This window comes from Streptomyces sp. NBC_00459 (assembly GCF_036013955.1).
Lineage (GTDB): Bacteria > Actinomycetota > Actinomycetes > Streptomycetales > Streptomycetaceae > Streptomyces.
Genome location: NZ_CP107903.1, coordinates 6,858,534 through 6,879,680 on the forward strand (window position 1 = coordinate 6,858,534; position 21,147 = coordinate 6,879,680).

Genomic DNA, 21,147 nt, shown 5'->3' on the forward strand with positions numbered 1-21,147 from the left:
CAGGACCCTCTTGACAGTACCCGCGGCGCTGGCTACGGCGCCCGTCAGGATCGAGGGCCCGGCCGGGGCGTGAAACAATTGGAGTGGCTGACCGGCATCACAGGCAAGCAGAGCGATCAGAGCGATCACAGCGAGCAGGAGACACAGCACGATGCGCATCGGAGTTCTCACCGCAGGCGGCGACTGTCCGGGCCTGAACGCAGTGATCCGGTCGGTTGTGCACCGAGCGGTCACCCAGTACGACGACGAGGTCATCGGCTTCGAGGACGGTTACGCGGGGCTGCTCGACGGCCGCTACCGCACCCTCGACCTCGACGCGGTCAGCGGCATCCTCGCCCGCGGCGGCACCATCCTCGGCTCCTCCCGTCTCCAGCGCGACCGGCTGCGCGAGGCCTGCGAGAACGCGCAGGACATGGCCCGCGAGTTCGGTATCGACGTACTGATCCCGATCGGTGGAGAGGGCACGCTGACGGCGGCCCGGATGCTGAGCGACGCGCGCCTGCCGGTGGTCGGCGTCCCGAAGACGATCGACAACGACATCTCGTCGACGGACCGCACGTTCGGCTTCGACACGGCGGTGGGTGTCGCGACGGAGGCGATGGACCGTCTGAAGACCACCGCGGAGTCGCACCAGCGCGTGATGGTCGTCGAGGTCATGGGCCGGCACGCGGGCTGGATCGCCCTGGAGTCCGGCATGGCGGCCGGCGCGCACGGCATCTGCCTCCCGGAGCGCCCCTTCGACCCCGCCCACCTCGTGAAGATGGTCGAGGAACGGTTCGCGCGCGGCAAGAAGTTCGCCGTCATCTGCGTCGCCGAGGGCGCCCACCCCGCCGAGGGCAGCATGGACTACGGCCACGGCGCGATCGACCAGTTCGGCCACGAGCGCTTCCAGGGCATCGGTACGGCACTGGCGTACGAGCTGGAACGACGGCTCGGCAAGGAGGCCAAGCCGGTCATCCTCGGCCACATCCAGCGCGGCGGCACGCCCACCGCGTACGACCGTGTCCTCGCGACCCGGTTCGGCTGGCACGCGGTGGAGGCCGCGCACCAGGGGGAGTTCGGGCGGATGACGGCACTGCGTGGGACGGACGTGGTGATGGTGCCGCTGGCGGAGGCCGTCACTGAGCTGAAGACGGTCCCGAAGGACCGGATGGACGAGGCGGAGTCGGTGTTCTAGGTCTGGGTCGTCCCGGTCGGTCAAGGAGTGTTGGGGGCGAGTGCGTCGACCCTCGCCCAGAAGTGCTCCACGATCCGGTCGAGGAAGTCGCGTCCGGTGTGGCTCGCCTCGGTCGCCGCGGAACCGTCCGACCAGGTCAGGTTGGCGGCCAACTGCCCCTGGTAGTAGCGGTGCAGCTCCTGGAGGGCGCTCTCCAGGAGGCGCCGGTTCAGCGGCACCATTTTGTTGACGGGGCGGACGTACGCCTGCCAGCGCGTCGTGACCGCGCTGCGCAGCAGGCCGGCGAGCCTGCCGTCGAGGCCGGTCAGGGTCATGAAGTCGGCGAGCGACAGTTCGAGCACCTCGGCGAGAATCGCGGACTGCCGCTCGGTGCCGCGCCACTCGCCGCTCTCCTCCATCCGTATGTAGACGAGGAGTTCGAGCCCGACGGCCCGGGCGACGTCCTCGGCGCTGAGCCCGCGCGCGGCGCGGTGTTCGCGCAAGGTGCGGGGACGGCCGATGAGTTCGCAGGGCGCACACCACAACACGCCCGCGAGAGCCGTGAGTTCATGAGTGCCGGGGGCCATGATCTTGCGTTCCCAGGCGATCACGTGGTCGGGCGTGACGTAGGGCAGCCCGTACGAGACCCGCATTCCGTACGCGACGTGTTCGGGGCCCATTCCTAGGGCCGTACGGAGTCTGCGGGCGGCGTGGGCGTCGAAGGGCGGGGTCGGCGGCGTGGGCGGTGGGGGTGGAGCTGGGGGTCGGCGCACGCGCCACAAGCTAGGGGTCGTGGAGCGGCGGTGACTACGTTCTGTTCGGCCACAATCACGGATCGTGGGAAGGGCAGGGTTCAGGGGGTGATTTCGGGGGTTCTCGTACCGGCCGGAGACCGTGGGGTGGGATGCGGGTGAGAGGTGCGAGGGGGGCTTGCGGGGGGCGCGTACCGACGTCCGATCATGCGAACGGCAAGGTGGTGGGGCATATGCGCGAGCGCTCGCCGGTGAGGTGTCCGAGGGTTTGAGGGGGCCGAGGTGTCGGTGCTTCGGGCGAGTGTCGAAGGCGGGTGCGGTGTGGTGAGGGGTTCGGCCGGGTGGTGTGGGGCGGGTGACCGGTGAGTAGGGGCGGCGCGATTTGTACGGTCCGCCGATGTGTCGCCGCTGTCCTTCTGCCTTTGCCGCGCCTGCTGCGGAGGGTGGATCCCCTTTGTGCCCGATGGGTGTGCGATCGTCAAGTACCCGTTCAGCTGGGCGTGTTGGGAAGGTTGAGGGCGCGTACGGTTGTCGGTGGCTGCGGGCCGAGAGCTGTGGTCGGGCTGCCGTCGAGATGAGGCCGGGTCGCCAGGGTCGGTGACTTGGCGGGTTTTGGAGGGCGTCGAGTGGCGTCGGAAAGCGGTGGTCCTGTGAGTGGTAAGACGGAGAAGATCGAGGGGCACATACGGGAGCGGCTGCTCGCCCCGAACTTCTGGCACCTCGCGACGGTCGGCGCGGACGGGATGCCGCAGGTGTCGCCGATGTGGGTCGACATCGAGGGCGACCATGTCATGGTCAACACGGCCATCGGCCGCGTGAAGGAGGAGAACCTCCGCCTCAATCCCCGGGTCTCGCTCTCCCACCACGACCCCGAGAACCCGTACGACCGTGCGGAGATCCGGGGTCGCGTGGTGCGCTTCGTGGAGGGCGAGGAGGCGGAACGTTCCATGGACCGGCTCACGAAGAAGTACATCGGCGAGGACCGGTATCCGTGGCTGCTGCCGGGAGAGCGGCGGGTGATGCTGCTCATCGAGGTGACTCGGGTGCGGCGGGTCGTGGGGGTGGAGCCGTTCAGGCCCGGGGTGTTGCCGGAGGTGTGAGCTGGGGGTGCCTTCGTGGCGGGGGAGTGAGCGAGGGCAGGGTCTTCAGCGGTCCGTGGTGCGGCTCTCGTGCCGTTGCCGGCAAGTCATCATCGGTGGCACCGTGTTGACATGGTCGACAGTTACTCGCGGGGGTACGAGAGCGCCGCCCGCAGGATGTTCTGGTCCGGGATCGCACTCTTCGTCATCGGATGTGCTGTGCTCGCTGCCACGAGGACGGGTTGGGCGACCGAGTGGGAGTGCGACCCGAGCTGTCGGCCCACAGTGAGTACGACACGGCAGACCATCAGAGCGCTGGGTCTGGCGGCTGCCTGCTCGGGGCCGTTCCTGACGGCTGCGGCGTACCTGATGGTCACTCGCCGCAGGCCACGGACGCCGCCCGCGTCCGGGAGCACGGACGGTGCCTCCAGCAGCCCTGGACCTGGACCTGAGCGGCGGTGACGGCCGTCCGGTGGCCCGGGCGGCGCGTTCACCGGTTTCGCCCGGACACCAACTGCTCGGCGTCAGCCTCCTCGGACCCGTATGCCGACGCCACGAACCCGAAGTCCTCGTAGATCTCCTCGCTCCTCGCGTGCCACGGTCCCGATCTCGCCGCCGGGGCAGGGCACGCTGGGTGCACGCACACTCGAGAGTCCCAAGTCGCCGTCCATGTAAGGCCGATGGGGGAGGCCCGCTCAACTCCCGCTCTCCCGCTAGCCCTTCACCCACCGGTACTGCAACTCCGGCCGCCCCACCTGCCCGTACTGCGGGGCCCGTGCCGCCCGCCCCGCGTCCACCAGGTGTTCCAGATACCGACGGGCCGTGATGCGTGAGATGCCGACCTCCTCGGCGACCCCCGCTGCCGTGAGCCCTTCCGTACTGGCCCGGAGGGTCACCGTGACCCGTTCCAGGGTGGGGGCGCTCAGGCCCTTGGGGAGGGCGGCGGGGCCCGGTGCGCGCAGGGTGGCCAGCGCGCGGTCGACCTCGTCCTGGCCGCTCGCCTCGCCCGCGGAGGCGTGGTACTCGGCGTACCGCACCAGCCGGTCCCGGAGGGTCGCGAAGGTGAACGGCTTCAGCACGTACTGCACGACCCCCAGCGAGACCCCCTCCCGGACCACCGCCAGGTCCCGCGCCGACGTCACCGCTATCACGTCCGCGTGATAGCCGGCCGCCCGCAGGGAGCGGGCCAGCTGCAGCCCGTGTCCGTCGGGCAGGTGCAGGTCGAGCAGGAGCAGGTCCACCGGCGTACGGTCCAGCGCGCGCCGCGCCTCCGCGCCCGTGTGCGCCTTGCCGACCGCCGTGAATCCGGGAACCCGGCCGACGTACATGACATGCGCGTCGGCGGCGACCGGGTCGTCCTCCACGACGAGAACGCGGATGGGGTCGGTCTTCGTGTCTCTGCGCGTCGTGTCTCTCGGGTCGGTCATACGTCGCCTCCTGGCACGGCGGGCTCAGCGGGCTCGGTGGACTTGGCGGGGGCGTGAGTTTCCGCAGCGTTCGTGGCCGGAACCACGAACCGCGCCGCAACCTTAGGCAACGGCAGCCGTACTTCGAACTCCGCCCCGCCGCACGCCGCCTCGGCCACCGTCAGCGTCCCGTCGTGCCGGGCCACCGCCTGCCGTACGAGCGCCAGGCCGAGGCCCCGACCGCCCGGTCCCGCCGGTTTCGTCGTGAAGCCCCGCTGGAAGACGGCCTCCGCATGGGCCGGGTCGACGCCGGCGCCCGTGTCCGACACCCGCAGCACCAGCAGGGAGTCCTCCGTCAGGGCAGTCACCGTCACCCTGGACGCCCCCATGCCGCCCTCCACGCTTCCCTGGGCCGCGTCGACGGCGTTGTCGATGAGATTGCCCAGGATGGTGACCAGGTCGCGGGCGGGGAGCGTGTCGGGGAGGAGGCCGTCGTCGAGGCTGCTGTCCTCCGACACCACCAGCTCCACGCCCCGCTCGTTCGCCTGCGCCGTCTTGCCGAGCAGCAGGGCGGCCAGCACCGGTTCGCTGACCGCCGCGACCACCTGGTCGGTGAGTGCCTGGGCGAGTTCCAGTTCGGCGGTCGCGAAGTCGACGGCCTCCTCCGCCCGGTCCAGCTCGATCAGCGAGACGACCGTGTGGAGACGGTTCGCCGCCTCGTGAGCCTGGGAGCGCAGCGCCTGTGTGAAACCGCGTTCGGAGTCCAACTCGCCCATCAGGGACTGGAGTTCTGTCACATCGCGCAAGGTGACGACCGTGCCCCGGCGCTCGCCGCTCGACACCGGGGAGGTGTTGACGACCAGGACCCGGTCGGCGGTCAGATGCACCTCGTCGACGCGCGGCTCGGCCGACAGCAGCGCGCCCGTCAGCGGCGCCGGCAGCCCCAGCTCGGCCACGGACCGGCCGACGACCTTTCCCGCACCCTCACCCTCGTCAAGGACACCCAGCAGCTCCCGCCCGCCGTCGTTCATCAGCGCCACCTTGTACTGCCCGTCGAGCATCAGCAGCCCTTCGCGTACGGCGTGCAGGGCGGCCTGGTGGTAGTCGTGCATGCGGCTCAGCTCGGCCGCGTTCATCCCGTGCGTGTGGCGGCGCAGGCGCGCGTTGATCACGTACGTGCCGACCGCGCCCAGCGCCAGCGCGCCCACGGCGACCCCGATCAGTGCCGTGACCTGGTCCTGGACCCGGGCGCTGATCTCCTCGACCCGGATACCCGCGCTGACCAGCCCGATGATCGCGCCGTCGGCGCCGTCGGCCCGAATCGGCGTCACCGCGCGGACGGACGGGCCGAGCGTGCCGGAGAAGACCTCCGTGAACGACTCGCCGCGCAGCGCGCGCTCCCGGTGCCCGAGGAAGCGCTGCCCGATCTGCGCCTTGTCGGGATGGGTCCAGCGGATGCCCTCGGGGTTCATGATCGTGATGAAGTCGACGTCCGTGTGGTGCTGCACCTGGAGGGCGTACGGCTGGAGCAGCGTCGTCGGCTTGGGGGCGGTGAGGATCGCCTCGCGCACCGAGGGGGTGTCCGCGACGGAACGGGCGACGGCCATCGCCTGGCGGCCCGCGGCGTCCTCGGCCTGACTGCGGTCGCTGAGGTAGGTGAACAGCGCACATCCGGCCACCACGACCGCGATCAGCACGGCCTGCATCGCGAACAGCTGGGCGGCCAGGCTGCGGGGTCCGGGAACGCGGGGGAAGCGCATGGTGTCAGTCTGCCTCTCCTTATAAGTGTGAACTAAATGAACGGAAGGGTGACCGCCCTCACAGGCCGAGGGATAGTCACGGCATCGCAGGGACGCGATTCACGGGCCTTGGCCTGATTTCGGTCGCCGCCGCTCGCGACCCCGCAGCACCATCGCAACCCAGCACCACCGCATCCCCAGTACAACTTTCTCCCCATCCCCCGGACGTGAGCCGCACGCCGGTGATGCCGACGACGACGTCAAGGAGGGCAGCCGTGGCCACCTCATCCTCAACGGCACCTGCCGCACCCGCCGCCAAGCGGGACCGTACCCACTACCTCTACATCGCGGTCATCGCCGCGGTGGCCGCCGGTATCGCCGTGGGCCTGATCGCCCCGGACTTCGCGGTCGAGCTGAAGCCGATCGGTACCGGCTTCGTCAACCTGATCAAGATGATGATCTCGCCGATCATCTTCTGCACGATCGTGCTCGGTATCGGTTCGGTACGGAAGGCCGCGAAGGTCGGCAAGGTCGGCGGTATCGCGCTCGGCTACTTCGTGCTCATGTCGTTCGTCGCGCTCGGCATCGGCCTGGTCGTCGGCAACATCATCGAGCCGGGCACCGGCCTCGCGCTGACCGACGCCGTCAAGGAGACCGGCCAGGCCCAGGTCTCGGCCGAGGCCAAGGACACCACCGAGTTCCTGCTCGGGATCATCCCGACGACGTTCGTGGCCGCGTTCACCGTGCCCGAGGTCCTCCAGACGCTGCTGATCGCCCTGCTCGCCGGGTTCGCGATCCAGGGCATGGGCTCCACCGGCGCGCCGATCCTGCGCGGCGTCGAGCACATCCAGCGCCTCGTCTTCCGCATCCTCGGCATGGTCATGTGGGCCGCGCCCGTCGGTGCGTTCGGCGCCATGGCCGCGGTGACGGGGTCCGCCGGCCTCGACGCGCTCAAGCAGCTCGCCATCCTGATGCTGTCCTTCTACCTCACCTGTTTCCTCTTCGTCTTCCTGGTGCTCGGCGCGCTGCTGAAGATCTTCACGGGCCTCAACGTCTTCTCGCTCTTCAAGTACCTGGGCCGTGAGTTCCTGCTGATCCTCTCGACCTCCTCCTCCGAGTCCGCGCTGCCGCGCCTCATCGCGAAGATGGAGCACCTGGGCGTCAGCAAGCCCGTGGTCGGCATCACCGTCCCGACCGGCTACTCGTTCAACCTCGACGGCACCATGATCTACATGACCATGGCGTCCCTGTTCATCGCCGACGCCATGGGTACGCCGATGTCGGTCAGTGAGCAGATCCCGCTGCTCCTCTTCCTGCTCGTCGCCTCGAAGGGCGCGGCGGGTGTCACCGGCGCCGGTCTCGCGACCCTGGCCGGCGGTCTCTCCTCGCACAAGCCCGCCCTGGTGGACGGCCTCGGCCTGATCGTCGGCATCGACCGCTTCATGAGCGAGGCCCGCGCCCTCACGAACTTCGCGGGCAACGCGGTCGCCACGGTCCTGATCGGCACCTGGACCAACGAGATCGACAAGACGCGCGTCGCGGAGGTCCTCGCCGGTCAGCACCCCTTCGACGAGAAGACGCTCATCGACGAGAAGGACGGCTTCCACCCGGACTCCGAGTCCGCGGACGTCCCCGAGCAGGGCGGCGAGAAGGAACTCGCCAAGGCCTGACCCAGGCCAGGCCCGGTCCGCCACAACCCGGTCCGGGCCCGTCGACTCCGGGCGGCTGAGGTGCTCCCCCGTCCCTCAGCCGCCTGGGCACAGCACCCCTGGCGGTGCGGAACAGCAGTCAGATCCCGAAAACCCCGGGCGGCCCGGACACTCCCCAGTAGTCCAGCCCCCCGGCCTGGGGCCCCCGGCAGGTCCGCCGGAGCCCCGGGACCTCGAAAAACGCCGAGCGGCCAGGCACTCCCCCGAAGCCTGGCCGCTCGGCCATTTCCGTGCCCGGTGCGACAGTTCACCGGTACGGCGGTCAGCTGACCCGTTGTTCGGACGGCACTGCGGTCAGTGGGCACGTCGCTCGGTCGGCACGTCGCTCAGCTCGGCCACCAGTGCGGTGGCCCGGGAGGCGGGGACGCCCGCCGCCGACAGCAGGGTGACCGCGGCTGAGCGGCCCGCCTCCTCCGGTGCGAGGAGCCCGTCGTTCACCGCCTCCATCAGCGCGAACAACATCTGCTCGTGCGCATACGCCAGCGCCGGCGCAGGCAGGGGTGAGGTGAAGACGCCCTCCTCCAGGCCCCGTCGGAGCACCTCGACAGCCGCCTCCCGCACCGGGGTGAACCGGTCGCGGATCCCCTGCACGGTGACACTGCGCTGGGCGAGCCCGACGAGGATGCGGTAGCGGTCGGCGACCTGCCAGACCGCAAGCGTGGACCGGGCCACGCACTCCGCCGGATCCTCGGCGGCGCCCTCGGTGCCCTCCGCGTGCGCGGCGGCAACCGCCTCGACGGCGCCGTCGAGCAGCGTGCTGATGAGCGCCTCCCGGTTCGGGAAATGCCCGTACACGGTCCGTCGTACGACACCCGCGGCGCGCGCGATCTGGTCCATCGAGGCGTCGGGGTCGCGCAGCAGCTCGGCGAGAGCGACATCGAGAATGCGGCGGCGATTCACGTCGGCGCGGCTGGTGGTGCCCGTGGTCATGGCTGACATTGTGCCTTCCTTTCCTTCTATTTGCACACCACTGTGCATCGGGGTATGTTGCACAGTATTGTGCAACTGCACGTCAATGTGCAAAAGGATCAGTCACCAGCCGGTGATCACCAGCCAGCAAGGAAGGCGACCCCGTGGCCATGCGACTTGTCAGGACGGAACCCGTCGAGGGGGCGACCCGCCCCTACGCCCGGCGCTGGTGGGCGCTCCTCGTGCTGTGCCTGAGCCTGCTGATCATCGTGATGGCGAACACCGCCCTCACCGTCGCCGCCCCCGACATGACCCAGGACCTGGGCCTTTCCAGCGCCGATCTCCAGTGGGTCATAGACGGCTACACCGTCCCGTACGCGGCCCTGATGCTGCTGCTCGGCGCGATCGGCGACAAGTACAGCCGGCGCGGGGCGCTCGTCCTCGGCCTGGTCGTCTTCGGCGCGGGGTCGGTCGCGGGCTCGCTGGTCGGGTCGGCCACCGGGGTCATCGCGGCCCGTGCCGTCATGGGCGTGGGCGCCGCACTGATCATGCCCGCGACGCTCTCCCTCCTCGCCGCGACCTTCCCGCGCGCCGAACGCGCCAAGGCGATCACCCTGTGGACCGCCACCGCCGGCCTCGCCATCGCGGCCGGACCGCTGGTCGCGGGCGCGCTGCTGGAGAACCACGGCTGGTCCTCGACGTTCCTGATCAACGTGCCGATCGCCGCGCTCGCGATCGTCGGCGCCCTCGTCCTCGTACCGCCGTCCAAGGCCGGGCACCACGACCGGATCGACTACGTCGGTGGGCTGCTGTCCGTGGTGTGGATCGGCGCGCTGGTCTACACGATCATCGAGGGTCCGCACTTCGGCTGGGGCGTCAAGGCGGTCACGGCGGCGGTCGCCGCAGGTCTCGGCCTCGTCCTCTTCGTCGGGTGGGAACTGCGCCACCCGCGCCCGGTCCTCGACGTACGCCGCTTCACACAGCGCCGGTTCGCGGGCTCCAACCTCGCGGTCGCCCTGTTCTTCCTGGCGGTCTTCGGCGCGTTCTACTACCTCACCCAGCACCTCCAGTTCGTGCTCGGCTACGACGCCCTGGACACCGGCCTGCGCATGCTGCCGCTGGCGGGTGCGGTCTTCGTCGGCTCGGCCCTCACCGGCTACTTCACCCCGCGCGTCGGCATGAAGGTCACGGTCACGGCGGGCATGGTCGGCGGTACGGCGGCCCTCGCGCTGCTCTCGCAGGTGGACTCCGGCTCGTCGTACGGAACCTTCGTCGCCCCTCTCGTCGTCCTCGGCCTTGCGATCGGCCTCGCGCTCTCCCCGTGCACGGACGCGATCATGGGGGCGTTCCCCGAGGCCGAACTGGGCGTCGGCGGCGCGGTGAACGACACCTCGCTGGAGCTTGGCGGCTCGCTCGGCATCGCGATCCTCGGCTCACTGCTCTCCACGTCGTACGCCTCCCATCTCGCCGACGCGACGAACGGCAGCAAGCTGCCGGCGGGCGCGCTGAGTTCGGCCCAGGACTCGGTCGGCGCGGGCTACCAGGTGGCCCAGGCGATCGGCACACAGGCCCGGCAGCTCGCGGCACAGGCGTCGCAGGCGGCGAGCGCGGGAAACACCGGGCAGGCTGCCGAGTTGAAGGCGCAGGCCACCCAACTCGCCCAGGGGGCGCGGCAGATGGCGGACGCGGTCGGCTCGTCCTTCTCGGATGCGGTGGCCCACACGAGCCTGATCGGGGCGGTGATCCTGGGGGTGGGGACGGTGCTGGTCGCTGTTCTGCTGCCGGGGAAGGGGAGCGTGGACGGCGGTCGTACGGAGGAAACCGAAACGGAGTCGGAGCCGGAAACGGATTCGGGGCCGGAGTCGGATTCGGGGCCGGAGTCGGACTCCGGGGCGGATGTACCCGCCCGGTCATCCAAGTCCTCAGGGTCATCGGAGTCGTCCGAGGCGTCAGACTCATCCGAGTCCGACGACGCGTCCGAGCTCACGCGTACGGGTCGGTGATCTCCCTCAACAGCGTGAGTGCCTGGCGGAGTTGAGTCATCCGGCGCTTGCCGAGGTGGGCCTCCCACTCCGCCTCCACCTCGGCCACCACCCTGGCGGCGACGGGCTGCGCGGCACGAGCCCGCTCCGCGAGACACACCAGCCGGGCCCGTCTGTCGGACGGGTCCGGCTCTCGTGTCACGTAGCCCGCCTTCTCCAGCTGGTCGACCAGGAAGCCGGCGGTCTGCTTGGTGATCTGGGCCTGCTCGGCGAGTTCGGTGAGCCTGGTGCCGTCCGGGCCGACGCGCTGGAGTACGCGGGCCTGGGCGGGCGTGAAGTCGTCGAAACCGGCCTCGGAGAGCACGGCGAAGATGCGGCTCTCCAGGGCCCGGTACGGGAGGAAGAGGAGCAGTCCGGTGCTGAGCTCACTCTCGGGTGCGGTGGGTACGGCGGTCATGGCCGACACTCTCCTCCAGCTTGACTTGGTAAGAGTCCCTGACTAATTTGGTCAGAGAAGCTTACCACTTGAGTCGGCGGTGATCCCCATGGGTGTCGTGCTGGAGACGGACGAACGCTGGCAGGTGGTGGATGCCGAGCGGACGAGTCTGGCGGAGCTGCTGGCAGGGCTGAGCGTGGCGGAGTGGGAGCGGCCCACCCGGTGCGGCGACTGGCGCGTACGGGATGTGGCCGCGCATCTGACCATCGCGGCACGCATGTCGTACGGCACGGTGGCGCGGGAATTCGTCCGAGCCCGGGGGAACGTCGACCGGATGATCCACGACACGGCGGTCCAGGAGGCGCGGCTACCGGTCGAGGAGATCGTCGCCAACCTGCGCGCGACGATCGGCTCCCGTCGGCTGGCGCCCGGTACGACCCGCCGCGAACCCCTCCTCGACATTCTCGTCCACGGCCAGGACATCGCACAGGCGCTGGGCAGGGAGCGCGTGATGCCTCCGGCGGCGGCGCGGGATGCGGCGGACCGGGTGTGGACGATGCGGTTTCCGCCGAGGCCGTGGCCGTTGCCGGAGGGGCGGTTGGTCGCCACGGACATCGAGTGGACGCGGGGAGAGAAGGGCAGGGAGATCCGCGGGCCGATCTCGGAGCTGCTGCTTCTGCTGACGGGGCGGGGGTAGGGGGTGGGTTGTCTTCCATCCATCCACCCACCCACCTGCCTGCTTGCCCGCCCGTCCGTCCGTTTGCTGCGTATTCAGGGATCAGAGCCGGAGGTCGGCCACGAGCCGGAACCGTTCCAGTACCGCCGGTGTCGTGTCGTCCACGGTGAACCCGGGGTCGTCCAGGGCAGCCCGCATCTCGGCACTGTGCCAGAACCGCTCATGGCCTGCCCGCCACGCGGCCACATCGGCGTAGCCCTCGCCCTCGTCCAGCGCGTGGGCGAGATCCACCTCGGCCAGCGGGACCACCCGTACGCCCGTGACCTCGATGATCCCGACCGGTCGGTCCTCGGAGTCGACGACCACCGAACGGCTCCCGACCTCCGGCAGAGACTCACCCTCGTGCTCGTAGTCGACGATGAGTCCGGTCGTGGATGTCTTCGAACCGTCGAGAACCGCGGCGACGAGCTGGTCGCGCAGCGGACCGGGAAAGGCGAACTCGGCCTTGGGAAGCCCCTCGGGTGCCGGAAGCCCTTCCGGCGTCGGGAGGCTCTCCGGTGTCGGAGGGTTCTCGGGCTGGGGCGGCTGCTCGGCGGTCGTCATGCCGTCACGGTAGAGCGGCGCGCTCGTTCCGGGCGCGCCCATTACCTGCGTTGCCGCTGCCTGCGTCAACTGCTGCCTGCGGTACCGCAGGTCACCTAAGGGCAATGCCGTTGTTCTAGTTGCGGGCGTACGCTGCTGCGTAGTGCTTCCCGGGGGTGGTGCGGGTGTCGGCGAGTTATCGGGGCTGGGGCTGCTGACCTGGGTGTATCGGCCTGGGTTGGTGGATCGTGTGGTGGCTGCCTGTGGTCGTGCGGAGCATCGTAGACGTCTGCTGCCGGCCCGGCTGGTGGTGTATTTCGTGCTCGCCCTTGCCCAGTTCTCGCCGGCACCATATCTGGAGGTGATGCGGCACCTGGTCGAGGGCCTGCGGAGCCAGGGGCTGTTGGGCGAGTGGCGCATCCCTGCGAAGTCGTCACTGTTTCGGGCCCGCCAGCGCCTGGGATCGGAGCCGTTGCGGGTGCTGTTTGCCACGACCGCGAAGCCGATGGGCACCGGGGCCACTCCCGGGGTGCTTCTGGCGGGGGATGCGGCTGCTGGCGGTGGACGGCACGTGCTGGGACGTGGCCGACAGCGCGGCACCTGGCCCACGCGGTACGCAGGCCACTACTCGAACGCGCCATCCTGCCCGAAGAGTGCTTCGCTCCGTTGATGGCCGCCGCCGTCTATGACCCAGATCCGAGCTTCTGCCGCTGGTTCGTCGAGCCGGCGCTCTACACATTCGGACGCCGCAGGGTAATGACAGCACTGCTCGACTACCTCCGCTCGGGCACGGACGCAGAGCGAGCAGGCGCCGAGCGCGCTTGGTACTGCACTCACTTGCCACTGCGCGCGGATCGGTCCCCGGCCTACGCACCCGATGGGAGACGCGATCTGCTCCTGGACGAAGCCCACGACGTGATGAACGAGTGGCTGGCAGCTTCCGAAGCTCAGGTGCGTGATCGCGCCGTATCAGTGGGACGAAACGAAGACTGAGGCTCCCGTAGCCACGGGGCTGTCGCTCGGCGCTTGAGGGTTACCGGACAGCCCTTACTCGCCCCCGTTGTGGTTTGCCTCGTACGTCGCCATCCGACGGGACCGGGCGTGGCTCGGCCGAACGGACACCGCCAACGCCGCCGGATCGGCCGTTCGGCCGATCCTCACCAACTTCCCTCTCCCTACGGTGAGCGATGTCAACCCCAGCCGCTGGGACACGCGATTCGGCTGGTGAACTGCTGTTCCTGCTCTGCGTACCGCCAAAGAACAGGAACCCGAGGCGTCTCCGGTCGATTCAGGAGCGAAGAAGGAAAATGGAGATGTCTGGTGCTGAAATGCCTGCAGCGGTGGTGACGCCAGGACTCGACCGCCATGCCGAGCTGAGGGAGTTCCTGCATTCGCGCAGGGCCCGGCTCAAGCCCGAGGACGTGGGCCTGCCGACGCACGGTCGTCGTCGCGTTCCCGGGCTGAGGCGCGAGGAGCTGGCGCAGCTGGCGGGGGTGTCGTTCACGTACTACGTGCGATTGGAGCAGGGGTACGGCGACGGCATCTCGGTCCAGGTGCTGAACGCGGTAGCCCGCGCCCTGCGCCTGACCGAGGACGAGCATGCCCATCTGATCGGGCTGGCCCAGGCCGAGCGGCAGAGCGCGGCGCAGGTCGAGGGTCGGCAGCGGTTGCGGCCTGTCGTCCAGCACCTCCTCGACGCACTCGGCGTCCCTGCCTTCGTCGTCGGCCGGCGTTTGGACGTCCTGGGACGAAACCCGCTCGCCGCCGCCGTGTTCGGGAACTGGACACCTATGTGGCCCGAGGAGCGCAGCCTGCCCCGGTTGTTCTTCCTGACTCCCATGCTGCGTGAGCGTTGCGCCGACCCCGGTCGTGTGGCGGCCATGATCGTCGGCACTCTGCGTGTGTGCGTCGGCAAGTATCCGGACGACCCGCATGTCGCCATGCTGGTGGGGGAGTTGTCGGCGAAGAGTGCGGAGTTCCAGCGGCTGTGGGCACAGCACGACGTGGGCTGTGGGCGCAACGGCCGCATTGTGCGAATGGAGCACCCTTTGGTGGGAGAGTTTCAACTCGTCCCCGTGTCCATGGTGCTGTCCGACGACTGTTCCCAGCGCTTGTTGACTTTCCATGCCGAGCCGGGCTCCTCGTCGGAGAAATCCCTTCGGACGCTGGCGGACGGGGAGTCGGAGCCGCTTCGCTGAGCACCATGCTGGGGCATAGCAGTGAAGGGCTCAGTCCTGTCGGCGGCGGAGCGGCATGGAGCATTCTGCGGCAGGAAACGCCGCTGGATCGTGTTCCTCTTTCCAGGCCGGGAGGTCGTTCTGGCCGCGTTCACGACGGTACGGAATGACCACTCCGGCGCCCAAGGGGGCACTGTCGGGGATCGCGATCGTCCCGCCGACGGCGAGAACGAGTCGGACGTCGGCGTCGATGACGACCTGATGGCTTGTCGAGTCGAACTGCGGAGTGAGTCGGTACGGGGTGAGGTTGGTGCACCAGCACACAGCGACCAACAGAACCCGGTCCTCATACGTTCGTGCCCGGCAGCTACGGGACAAGTCGTGGGCAACGTAGAAATTCGGGGATATGCCTTGACTGAAACGAACACTTCGGCCCTGTTCGACACTTTCCGTGAAGGAGAGCGTCGAACAGGGATCGAGAAGGGTCGCTGCGAGTGGGAAAGCTGAATCCCGCAGAAATCTTGACGCCTCTTGCGGGTCAGAGGTGAGCGAGGTCCGGGACGAAGCGACCCTGGATGGTCAGATCGTGACGTACTTCAGGCACTGCATTTTCACGTAATAATTACCGTCGTGCCGGTAGAAGGACTTCAGCGGACCCGCGTGCTCGCCGAATTCCGAACAATGGAAGGCTGCGTCCTTCATCGCCGCCTTGTAGCCGGCCGGATCAGTTGGGCGCGCCCTGCCCTCCAGCACTCTGCCGGGGACCTCCCAGCGGTGGGTCGCAGCCGCTGCGGCGAGCAGCCTGCAAGACAGCGTGTCGCAAGCGGCGCTCGCCGGGGAGGCGGCGGCGATGCCGAATCCGGTTGCCGCGATGATGGCGGCGCTGAGCGTGCCCAAGATCTTTTTTCGCATGCGAATTTCCTTGAGGCTCGAAGTGTAGGTGACTTCCGCGGAGCCGGCTGAAGTGGATGTGGGCATTGCGTGCCACGTTTTTCATTTCCACTCCTGTGGCGTTGCCGCTGAGAAAGATATTCGCAGGGAAAAAGCCGGCCATCCAGTCGTCTCTTCCTGTATAACTCGGCTTGATATGATTGTCGGTGGTACCTCTGGCAGTGACAGTCACGGACAGTGAGCAGGCCGCGCGAGAGTTCACCGGCCCTGACGACACCAGCATGGAGCTCAGCCACTGCTGAACCCGATCGAGGCGAACCGGACCAGATCGCTTTGAGGCAAGCGCGCGCAGTGTGTCTCACGTTTGGAGTCCGACTTCCTGGAGCGCGTAGCACGTCAACTGCGCTCCATCGGTGATGCCATGGCATGGCGGGCCTTCCGGTACGACCGACGTCACATTCTTACGCTGCGCCGCAACGAATCTCCTGGACCCATGACCCGCCGCAAGGAGGGCACGGTCCACGAGATCCAATTGCCCTTAGCCCTCCCCGAACCCCTTCCTTCCCGCCTCCGCCCCGAGCGTCTCGGCGACCGCGCGGGGCAGCCATTCCTGTACGCGGCCGAAGGTGAACCCGAGCTCCGTGGCCCGGGAGTTGTCCATGCCGTACGAGCGCGAGAAGGAGAACGGGGACACCTTGCCGACGTCGACGTTCCGGAAGACGGTCCTGCCGTTCGGGATGTGTCGGGCCACGGCCGCGCACAACTCCTCGGTGGTCAGCAGGCCGTGGGAGGCCGCGTTGACCGGCCCGGTGAAGTCCTCGCCCACCGTCCAGAACAGGAAGTCGGCGATCTCCTCGACGTGGATGTAGGTCGCGGGCCGGTTTTCGGTCGGTACGGCTATGGGTGTGCTCGTACGGATGCGCTGGGCGTAGTGGTCGAGCCGGCCGGTGAAGTCATCGTCCCCGCCCAGGACATGGGCCACACGCACGGCGCTGTACGGGAACTCCGTACCGCCGGCCGCCGTGGAGGCGGAATCGGTGTCGGAGCCGGTGCCGGTGTCATCGGCGGATGCGGATGCGAAGACCGCCTCCGCCTGGCGCTTGCCCTCGCCGTAGTGCGTTTCGCGGAACTCCGGCTTGTGCCAAGGGAGTTCAAGACGGACGGGGACGGTACGCGGATCGACGGCGTCCTCGCGCACGGGGACAACGGTGTCTTCGTAGACGAGGGAGTCCTCGTACTCGTACACCTCGACCGTGGACGTCATCACATAGCGCCGGGTACGGCCGCCGCCGAAGACGCGCCGGGCGATCACCGCCTGGCGGGGCGTGTAGCAGACCTGGTCGACGACGGCGTCGAAGGCGCGGTCGCCGAGAGCGGAATTCAGGGCGGCCTCGTCGTCGCGGTCGGCGACCAGGTGAATTGCACCGGCCGGCGGGGGAGCGGAGCCCCGGTTGAGAACAGTGACCCGGTCTCCGGCGGCGATCAGCCTGCCGATGAGACGTTTTCCGAAATAGCGATTACCGCCGATGACCAATACGTCACGCATGACGTCCCCTCCCCGTTGTGGACCTTGCGATTGCGATCATAATTCTCCTGGCGCACGAACAAGTTCTGAAGGGGGAGTCATGGGACATCCGGCCGGGGTACCGAAAGAACCACGGCAGTCGCGAGCCGCCGCCAACGAAACGTCGGTGGCCTTCGACGCGCTGGACCGGCAGATCCTGGAGCACCTCCAGACCGACGGCCGGATCAAGCTGAGCGAGCTGGGCAGGAGGGTGCGGCTGAGTCCGGCGGCGGTCACGGAGCGCGTACGCCGGCTGGAGTCGGCGGGCGCGATCACCGGATACGGCGCCCGCGTCGCCCCCGCGCGCCTCGGCTACGGCATCCAGGCCTTCATCCGGGTCGACCCGCACGGCGGCTACACCCTGAAGCACCCCAGGACCCTGGAGCTGCTCGCCCGTCCCGAGATCACCGAGGTGCACCACGTGGTCGGCGAGGACTGCTGGATCCTCAAGGTGGCGGTGGAGAACACGGCCCATCTGGAGGACGTCCTTGAACAGACGTCGGCGCTGGGCCGCACGACGACGTCGATCGTGCTGTCGTCCCCGGTCGAGGGGAAGCCGCTGCTGCCCCCGGGATGAGCCGCCAGAGGTTGCCTTGACGTCGGCGTCAAGGACTACGTTCGTACGTATGCGAATCGGCATGCGAATCGGGGAGCTTGCGGCGCGGGCCGGGACCACCACACGGACCCTGCGGTACTACGAGTCGCGGGGGCTGCTGCCCGCGCGGCGCACGGACAACGGCTACCGCGCCTACGACGAGGACGACCTGAAGCTGCTCCGGCAGATCCGGACGCTCCAGGACTTCGGGTTCGACCTGGAGGAGACCCGGCCCTTCGTGGACTGCCTGCGGGCGGGCCACCCGGAGGGCGACTCCTGCCCGGCGTCACTCGCCGTCTACCGCCGCAAGCTGGACGAACTCGACGCGCTGATCGGCGAGTTGCAGTCGGTACGGGCGAAGGTCGGCGAACAGCTGACGCGGGCCGAGCGGGCGCGCGACGAGTTGGCGGCCGAGGCGACGGTTCCGGGCGGCCCGGAACCGGCATGCGAATGGGGAGGACGAACGCGATGATCAAGGCAGCGGGTGTGGCCGAGGTGACGGACGCGGACTTCGAGGCGGAGGTGATCCGGGCGGAGTTGCCGGTCCTGGTGGAGTTCACGGCCGACTGGTGCCCACCGTGCCGCCAGATGGCCCCGGTGCTGAGCGCTCTGGCGGCGGAGGAGTCCGACCGGCTGAAGGTGGTCCAGCTGAACGTCGATCTCAACCCCCTGACGACCAACGCGTACCGGGTGCTGTCCATGCCGACGTTCATGGTGTTCCGGGGCGGCGAGCCGGTGCGGTCGATGGTGGGCGCCCGCCCGAAAAGGCGGTTGCTGGAGGAGCTGTCCGACGTGGTCTGACGCACTCACCATGCAATGACCTGACGGAGAGTGAGAACGACTCCGATGGCCGGCTGGTTCCCCGTCCAGCAGGCGGGCGGGCGGACGATTCTCGAACTGCGGGTGCCGGCCGAGGAGCTGGACGAGTTCAACGCCCACGTCGTCGGCGAGATCGAGGTCGTCCACCGGGGCCGGTGAACCCGTGACCGCCGACGACTGTCGGCGGAAACAAAAGAAATCCCCCGAGCGATTGCGCTCGGGGGATTTCTTTGCGTATATTCAATGGTTCGCGACTTTCATGGAATTGGGTCGCGATAAGTTCATTGAGCAGAGTATATCCGAGCGGGAGCGGAATTGTCAAACAGGGGCGCAAACACGGAATCAACTCACGATGAATTGCGGAGTGAGCAGGAATTCGTCGACGGGCTCTACGTCCGCGTCGACGCCCTGCGCGGCGACACCGAGCACTCCGTCACGGACGCGCTCGCGCAGGGCAGTACGCCGATGCAGGCCCGGCTGGAACGGGATGTGCTCGTCGCCGAGCGGTCGGGGCTGCTCGCCGCGCTGAACGCCGTCGACGGGTCGCTCTGTTTCGGGCGGATCGATCTCACCTCCGGTGTCACCCACCACATCGGCCGTATCGGACTGCGCGCCGACGACGCCGAGCGCACCCCGATGCTCATCGACTGGCGGGCCGAGGTGGCCCGGCCGTTCTATCTCGCCACCGGGCACACCACGATGGGGCTGCGCCGGCGTCGGCACATCAGTACGGACGGGCGGCACGTCACCGGACTGCACGACGAGATCCTCGACCTCGGGGACGAGCTGCGCACCGGCTACGAGGACCCCTCCGGCGATGCCGTACTGCTCGCCGCCCTCGACTCCGCCCGCACCGGGCGGATGAACGACATCGTGCAGACCATCCAGGCCGAGCAGGACGAGATCATCCGTGCCCCGCACCGAGGTGTGCTGGTGGTGGAGGGCGGGCCCGGTACCGGCAAGACCGCCGTCGCGCTCCACCGGGCCGCCTATCTGCTCTACGAGCACCGTGAACTCCTCGCCAAGCGGGCCGTGCTGATCGTCGGGCCCAACCCCGCCTTCCTCGGCTACATCGGTGAGGTGCTGCCCTCGCTCGGGGAGACCGGTGTGCTGCTGGCAACCGTCGGCGAGCTGTTCCCGGGCGTGAAGGCCACCGCGGCCGACACGGCCGAAGCCGCCACGGTCAAGGGGCGGGCCGGGATGGCCGACGTGCTGGCAGCCGTCGTACGGGACCGGCAGGCCCTGCCCGACCCGGTCATCGCCATCGAGCACGACCGGGACATCCTCATGCTCGACGCCGGACTGGTGAGCATGGCGCGGGAACGCACACGCGAGGCGAAGCTGCCGCACAACGTGGCGCGTGAACACTTCGAGGGACACATCCTCAACACCCTCACCGAGATGCTGGCGGAGCGGATCGGCACCGACCCCTACGACGGCAGCAACCTCCTCGACCCCAGCGACATCACCCAGATCCGCGACGACCTGGCCGAGAACCGTGAAGTCTGGGCAGCCATCGACCAGTTGTGGCCCCGCGTCACCCCGCGGCGACTGCTCGCGGACTTCCTCGCCGCACCTGAGGGGTATGTGTCCGAGGCCGACGCCGAGGCCATCCGGCGGCCCGTCACCCGGGCCTGGACGACGGCCGACGTACCACTGCTCGACGAGGCAGCGGAGCTGCTCGGCGAGGACGACCGGGTGGCCCGGGCGCGGGCGGAGCGCGAACGCAGCAGCCAAGTCGCCTATGCGCAAGGCGTGTTGGACGTTTCCTACGCCTCTCGTACGTATGAGTTCGAGGACCTGGACGCGGAGGACTCCGAGGTGCTGTCCGCACACGACATCATCGACGCGGAGCGGTTCGCCGAGCGGCACGAGGAGGACGACCTGCGCAGCGCCGCCGAACGGGCGGCGGCAGACCGGAGCTGGGCGTTCGGGCACATCATCGTCGACGAGGCACAGGAGTTGTCGCCGATGGCGTGGCGGCTCCTCATGCGGCGCAGCCCGACCCGGTCGATGACCCTGGTCGGCGATCCCGCGCAGACCGCCGAGCCGGGCGGCGTCGGGACCTGGGAGGACATCCTCGCGCCGTACGTCCAGGACCGCTGGGAGCACGCCCGACTCGGCGTCAACTACCGCACACCGGCCGAGATCATGGACGTCGCGGCGGCCGTGGTGCGGGCGGAGCGCCCGGACTTCGAGCCGCCGAGGTCCGTACGGTCGACCGGGGTACGGCCGTGGGTGCGTGCCGTCGACGGTGATCGCGCGGATCTCGCGGGGGCCGTGGAGAAGGCCGTCGGCGAGCTGGCGCCCGACGAGGGGCGGCTCGCCGTGATCGCGCCGCGTGAGCTGCACCGGGAGCTGGCGGCGCGGCTGGACGGTGTGGAGGCGGGGGCGGAGCCCGATCTGACGCGGGATGTCGTGCTGCTCGATCCCCGGCAGGCCAAGGGGCTGGAGTTCGACTCCGTGCTGGTGGTGGAACCGGGGGCCTTCGGGACGAGTGACCTGTATGTCGCGCTGACCCGGGCCACTCAGCGCGTGGGCGTGCTGCACCAGGGGGAGTTGCCGGTGGCGTTGACCGCACTCGGGACCTGAGGGGTGGCGGGCGGCCGGATGCACTGCGGAGCGCGTACACCTAGGGTCACCAAGACGTAACAGTTCGCGCCATGGTCACTGCA

At 69.0% G+C, this 21,147-nt stretch carries 22 protein-coding genes; 13 read left to right on the forward strand and 9 right to left on the reverse strand.

Translation table 11 applies throughout. From position 1 onward, the window contains the following. Positions 1 to 151: 151 nt before the first annotated feature. Entirely contained in the window at positions 152 to 1,177 is a 1,026-nt protein-coding gene (locus OHN74_RS30485; RefSeq protein WP_327697779.1) for an ATP-dependent 6-phosphofructokinase, read from the forward strand. Positions 1,178 to 1,197: 20 nt separating this feature from the next. Here the strand turns inward: OHN74_RS30485 and OHN74_RS30490 are convergent, their stop codons facing one another. Continuing rightward, the gene (locus tag OHN74_RS30490) at positions 1,198 to 1,929 is read right to left on the reverse strand and encodes a helix-turn-helix domain-containing protein (RefSeq protein ID WP_443060472.1); all 732 of its coding nucleotides are present in this window, start codon (positions 1,927 to 1,929) and stop codon (positions 1,198 to 1,200) included. A 629-nt stretch (positions 1,930 to 2,558) separates the two neighbouring features. Between OHN74_RS30490 and OHN74_RS30495 the strand changes: the two genes are divergently transcribed. After that, on the forward strand, positions 2,559 to 3,008 hold the full coding sequence (locus tag OHN74_RS30495) for a PPOX class F420-dependent oxidoreductase (RefSeq protein ID WP_327697780.1): 450 nt from the start codon (positions 2,559 to 2,561) through the stop codon (positions 3,006 to 3,008). A 122-nt stretch (positions 3,009 to 3,130) separates the two neighbouring features. Here OHN74_RS30495 and OHN74_RS30500 read toward each other — a convergent pair whose 3' ends face one another. From OHN74_RS30500 to OHN74_RS30510, 3 genes are all read right to left on the reverse strand, one after another. Next, a complete protein-coding gene (locus OHN74_RS30500; RefSeq protein ID WP_327697781.1) occupies positions 3,131 to 3,364 on the reverse strand; it encodes a hypothetical protein in 234 nt (77 codons plus the stop codon). A gap of 336 nt (positions 3,365 to 3,700) precedes the next feature. After that, a complete protein-coding gene (locus OHN74_RS30505; protein ID WP_327697782.1) occupies positions 3,701 to 4,414 on the reverse strand; it encodes a response regulator in 714 nt (237 codons plus the stop codon). Further along, positions 4,411 to 6,153 (reverse strand): sensor histidine kinase, encoded by a 1,743-nt coding sequence (locus tag OHN74_RS30510; protein ID WP_327697783.1) that lies wholly within the window; start codon positions 6,151 to 6,153, stop codon positions 4,411 to 4,413. Before OHN74_RS30510 ends, OHN74_RS30505 begins: the two co-directional genes overlap by 4 nt. A 224-nt stretch (positions 6,154 to 6,377) precedes the next feature. On the opposite strand from OHN74_RS30510, the gene OHN74_RS30515 reads away from it, so the two are divergent. Continuing rightward, complete coding sequence (locus OHN74_RS30515; RefSeq protein ID WP_443060582.1) at positions 6,378 to 7,802, forward strand: cation:dicarboxylate symporter family transporter; 1,425 nt, start codon at positions 6,378 to 6,380, stop codon at positions 7,800 to 7,802. A 333-nt stretch (positions 7,803 to 8,135) separates the two neighbouring features. Here OHN74_RS30515 and OHN74_RS30520 read toward each other — a convergent pair whose 3' ends face one another. Continuing rightward, complete coding sequence (locus tag OHN74_RS30520; protein WP_327697785.1) at positions 8,136 to 8,780, reverse strand: TetR/AcrR family transcriptional regulator; 645 nt, start codon at positions 8,778 to 8,780, stop codon at positions 8,136 to 8,138. A 140-nt stretch (positions 8,781 to 8,920) separates the two neighbouring features. Between OHN74_RS30520 and OHN74_RS30525 the strand changes: the two genes are divergently transcribed. Next, positions 8,921 to 10,753 carry an MFS transporter gene (locus OHN74_RS30525; protein ID WP_327700335.1) on the forward strand — a complete coding sequence of 611 codons (1,833 nt, stop codon included), beginning with the start codon at positions 8,921 to 8,923 and terminating at the stop codon, positions 10,751 to 10,753. Here the strand turns inward: OHN74_RS30525 and OHN74_RS30530 are convergent. Next, the gene (locus OHN74_RS30530; protein ID WP_327697786.1) at positions 10,734 to 11,189 is read right to left on the reverse strand and encodes a MarR family winged helix-turn-helix transcriptional regulator; all 456 of its coding nucleotides are present in this window, start codon (positions 11,187 to 11,189) and stop codon (positions 10,734 to 10,736) included. The genes OHN74_RS30525 and OHN74_RS30530 overlap by 20 nt on opposite strands. Positions 11,190 to 11,277: 88 nt before the next feature. Here OHN74_RS30530 and OHN74_RS30535 point away from each other — a divergent pair, with 88 nt between their 5' ends. Continuing rightward, complete coding sequence (locus OHN74_RS30535) at positions 11,278 to 11,865, forward strand: maleylpyruvate isomerase family mycothiol-dependent enzyme (RefSeq protein WP_327697787.1); 588 nt, start codon at positions 11,278 to 11,280, stop codon at positions 11,863 to 11,865. A gap of 81 nt (positions 11,866 to 11,946) precedes the next feature. On the opposite strand, the gene OHN74_RS30540 is transcribed toward OHN74_RS30535, so the two are convergent. Beyond that, entirely contained in the window at positions 11,947 to 12,447 is a 501-nt protein-coding gene (locus OHN74_RS30540) for an ASCH domain-containing protein (RefSeq protein ID WP_327697788.1), read from the reverse strand. Positions 12,448 to 12,589: 142 nt separating this feature from the next. Here OHN74_RS30540 and OHN74_RS42945 point away from each other — a divergent pair, with 142 nt between their 5' ends. The 3 genes from OHN74_RS42945 to OHN74_RS30550 all read left to right on the forward strand — a co-directional run bounded on the left by OHN74_RS42945 (position 12,590) and on the right by OHN74_RS30550 (position 14,624). Further along, complete coding sequence (locus tag OHN74_RS42945; protein ID WP_443060473.1) at positions 12,590 to 13,096, forward strand: transposase domain-containing protein; 507 nt, start codon at positions 12,590 to 12,592, stop codon at positions 13,094 to 13,096. Then, complete coding sequence (locus tag OHN74_RS30545; RefSeq protein ID WP_327697789.1) at positions 13,096 to 13,419, forward strand: hypothetical protein; 324 nt, start codon at positions 13,096 to 13,098, stop codon at positions 13,417 to 13,419. The genes OHN74_RS42945 and OHN74_RS30545 overlap by 1 nt, the downstream gene beginning before the upstream one ends. Positions 13,420 to 13,754: 335 nt before the next feature. Next, positions 13,755 to 14,624, forward strand: coding sequence for a helix-turn-helix domain-containing protein (locus tag OHN74_RS30550; RefSeq protein ID WP_327697790.1), 870 nt, complete (start codon positions 13,755 to 13,757; stop codon positions 14,622 to 14,624). A 558-nt stretch (positions 14,625 to 15,182) separates the two neighbouring features. On the opposite strand, the gene OHN74_RS30560 is transcribed toward OHN74_RS30550, so the two are convergent. Beyond that, the gene (locus OHN74_RS30560) at positions 15,183 to 15,515 is read right to left on the reverse strand and encodes a hypothetical protein (RefSeq protein ID WP_327697791.1); all 333 of its coding nucleotides are present in this window, start codon (positions 15,513 to 15,515) and stop codon (positions 15,183 to 15,185) included. Positions 15,516 to 16,032: 517 nt separating this feature from the next. Next, positions 16,033 to 17,040, reverse strand: coding sequence for an NAD-dependent epimerase/dehydratase family protein (locus OHN74_RS30565; protein WP_327697792.1), 1,008 nt, complete (start codon positions 17,038 to 17,040; stop codon positions 16,033 to 16,035). Between the two features lie 79 nt (positions 17,041 to 17,119). Here OHN74_RS30565 and OHN74_RS30570 point away from each other — a divergent pair, with 79 nt between their 5' ends. From OHN74_RS30570 to OHN74_RS30590, 5 genes are all read left to right on the forward strand, one after another. Further along, positions 17,120 to 17,635 (forward strand): Lrp/AsnC family transcriptional regulator, encoded by a 516-nt coding sequence (locus OHN74_RS30570; RefSeq protein WP_443060474.1) that lies wholly within the window; start codon positions 17,120 to 17,122, stop codon positions 17,633 to 17,635. A 61-nt stretch (positions 17,636 to 17,696) separates the two neighbouring features. Then, positions 17,697 to 18,125, forward strand: coding sequence for a MerR family transcriptional regulator (locus OHN74_RS30575; RefSeq protein WP_327700337.1), 429 nt, complete (start codon positions 17,697 to 17,699; stop codon positions 18,123 to 18,125). Positions 18,126 to 18,139: 14 nt separating this feature from the next. Continuing rightward, complete coding sequence (locus tag OHN74_RS30580; protein WP_327700338.1) at positions 18,140 to 18,454, forward strand: thioredoxin family protein; 315 nt, start codon at positions 18,140 to 18,142, stop codon at positions 18,452 to 18,454. A 45-nt stretch (positions 18,455 to 18,499) separates the two neighbouring features. Then, complete coding sequence (locus OHN74_RS30585; protein ID WP_327700476.1) at positions 18,500 to 18,631, forward strand: hypothetical protein; 132 nt, start codon at positions 18,500 to 18,502, stop codon at positions 18,629 to 18,631. Between the two features lie 138 nt (positions 18,632 to 18,769). Beyond that, positions 18,770 to 21,064, forward strand: a complete 2,295-nt coding sequence (locus tag OHN74_RS30590) for a HelD family protein (RefSeq protein ID WP_327700339.1) — start codon at positions 18,770 to 18,772, stop codon at positions 21,062 to 21,064. Positions 21,065 to 21,147 lie beyond the last annotated feature (83 nt).

What these genes read in the sequence shown, in the direction of transcription:
- OHN74_RS30560 (WP_327697791.1), bottom strand. Translation starts at nt 15,515, where the DNA reads ATGCGAAAAAAGATCTTGGGCACGCTCAGCGCCGCCATCATCGCGGCA.
- OHN74_RS30565 (WP_327697792.1), bottom strand. Translation starts at nt 17,040, where the DNA reads ATGCGTGACGTATTGGTCATCGGCGGTAATCGCTATTTCGGAAAACGT.
- OHN74_RS30545 (WP_327697789.1), top strand. Translation starts at nt 13,096, where the DNA reads ATGGCCGCCGCCGTCTATGACCCAGATCCGAGCTTCTGCCGCTGGTTC.
- OHN74_RS30585 (WP_327700476.1), top strand. Translation starts at nt 18,500, where the DNA reads ATGGCCGGCTGGTTCCCCGTCCAGCAGGCGGGCGGGCGGACGATTCTC.
- OHN74_RS30505 (WP_327697782.1), bottom strand. Translation starts at nt 4,414, where the DNA reads ATGACCGACCCGAGAGACACGACGCGCAGAGACACGAAGACCGACCCC.
- OHN74_RS30525 (WP_327700335.1), top strand. Translation starts at nt 8,921, where the DNA reads ATGCGACTTGTCAGGACGGAACCCGTCGAGGGGGCGACCCGCCCCTAC.
- OHN74_RS30535 (WP_327697787.1), top strand. Translation starts at nt 11,278, where the DNA reads ATGGGTGTCGTGCTGGAGACGGACGAACGCTGGCAGGTGGTGGATGCC.
- OHN74_RS30540 (WP_327697788.1), bottom strand. Translation starts at nt 12,447, where the DNA reads ATGACGACCGCCGAGCAGCCGCCCCAGCCCGAGAACCCTCCGACACCG.
- OHN74_RS30570 (WP_443060474.1), top strand. Translation starts at nt 17,120, where the DNA reads ATGGGACATCCGGCCGGGGTACCGAAAGAACCACGGCAGTCGCGAGCC.
- OHN74_RS30530 (WP_327697786.1), bottom strand. Translation starts at nt 11,189, where the DNA reads ATGACCGCCGTACCCACCGCACCCGAGAGTGAGCTCAGCACCGGACTG.
- OHN74_RS30550 (WP_327697790.1), top strand. Translation starts at nt 13,755, where the DNA reads ATGCCTGCAGCGGTGGTGACGCCAGGACTCGACCGCCATGCCGAGCTG.
- OHN74_RS30485 (WP_327697779.1), top strand. Translation starts at nt 152, where the DNA reads ATGCGCATCGGAGTTCTCACCGCAGGCGGCGACTGTCCGGGCCTGAAC.
- OHN74_RS30520 (WP_327697785.1), bottom strand. Translation starts at nt 8,780, where the DNA reads ATGTCAGCCATGACCACGGGCACCACCAGCCGCGCCGACGTGAATCGC.
- OHN74_RS30575 (WP_327700337.1), top strand. Translation starts at nt 17,697, where the DNA reads ATGCGAATCGGGGAGCTTGCGGCGCGGGCCGGGACCACCACACGGACC.
- OHN74_RS30510 (WP_327697783.1), bottom strand. Translation starts at nt 6,153, where the DNA reads ATGCGCTTCCCCCGCGTTCCCGGACCCCGCAGCCTGGCCGCCCAGCTG.
- OHN74_RS30515 (WP_443060582.1), top strand. Translation starts at nt 6,378, where the DNA reads ATGCCGACGACGACGTCAAGGAGGGCAGCCGTGGCCACCTCATCCTCA.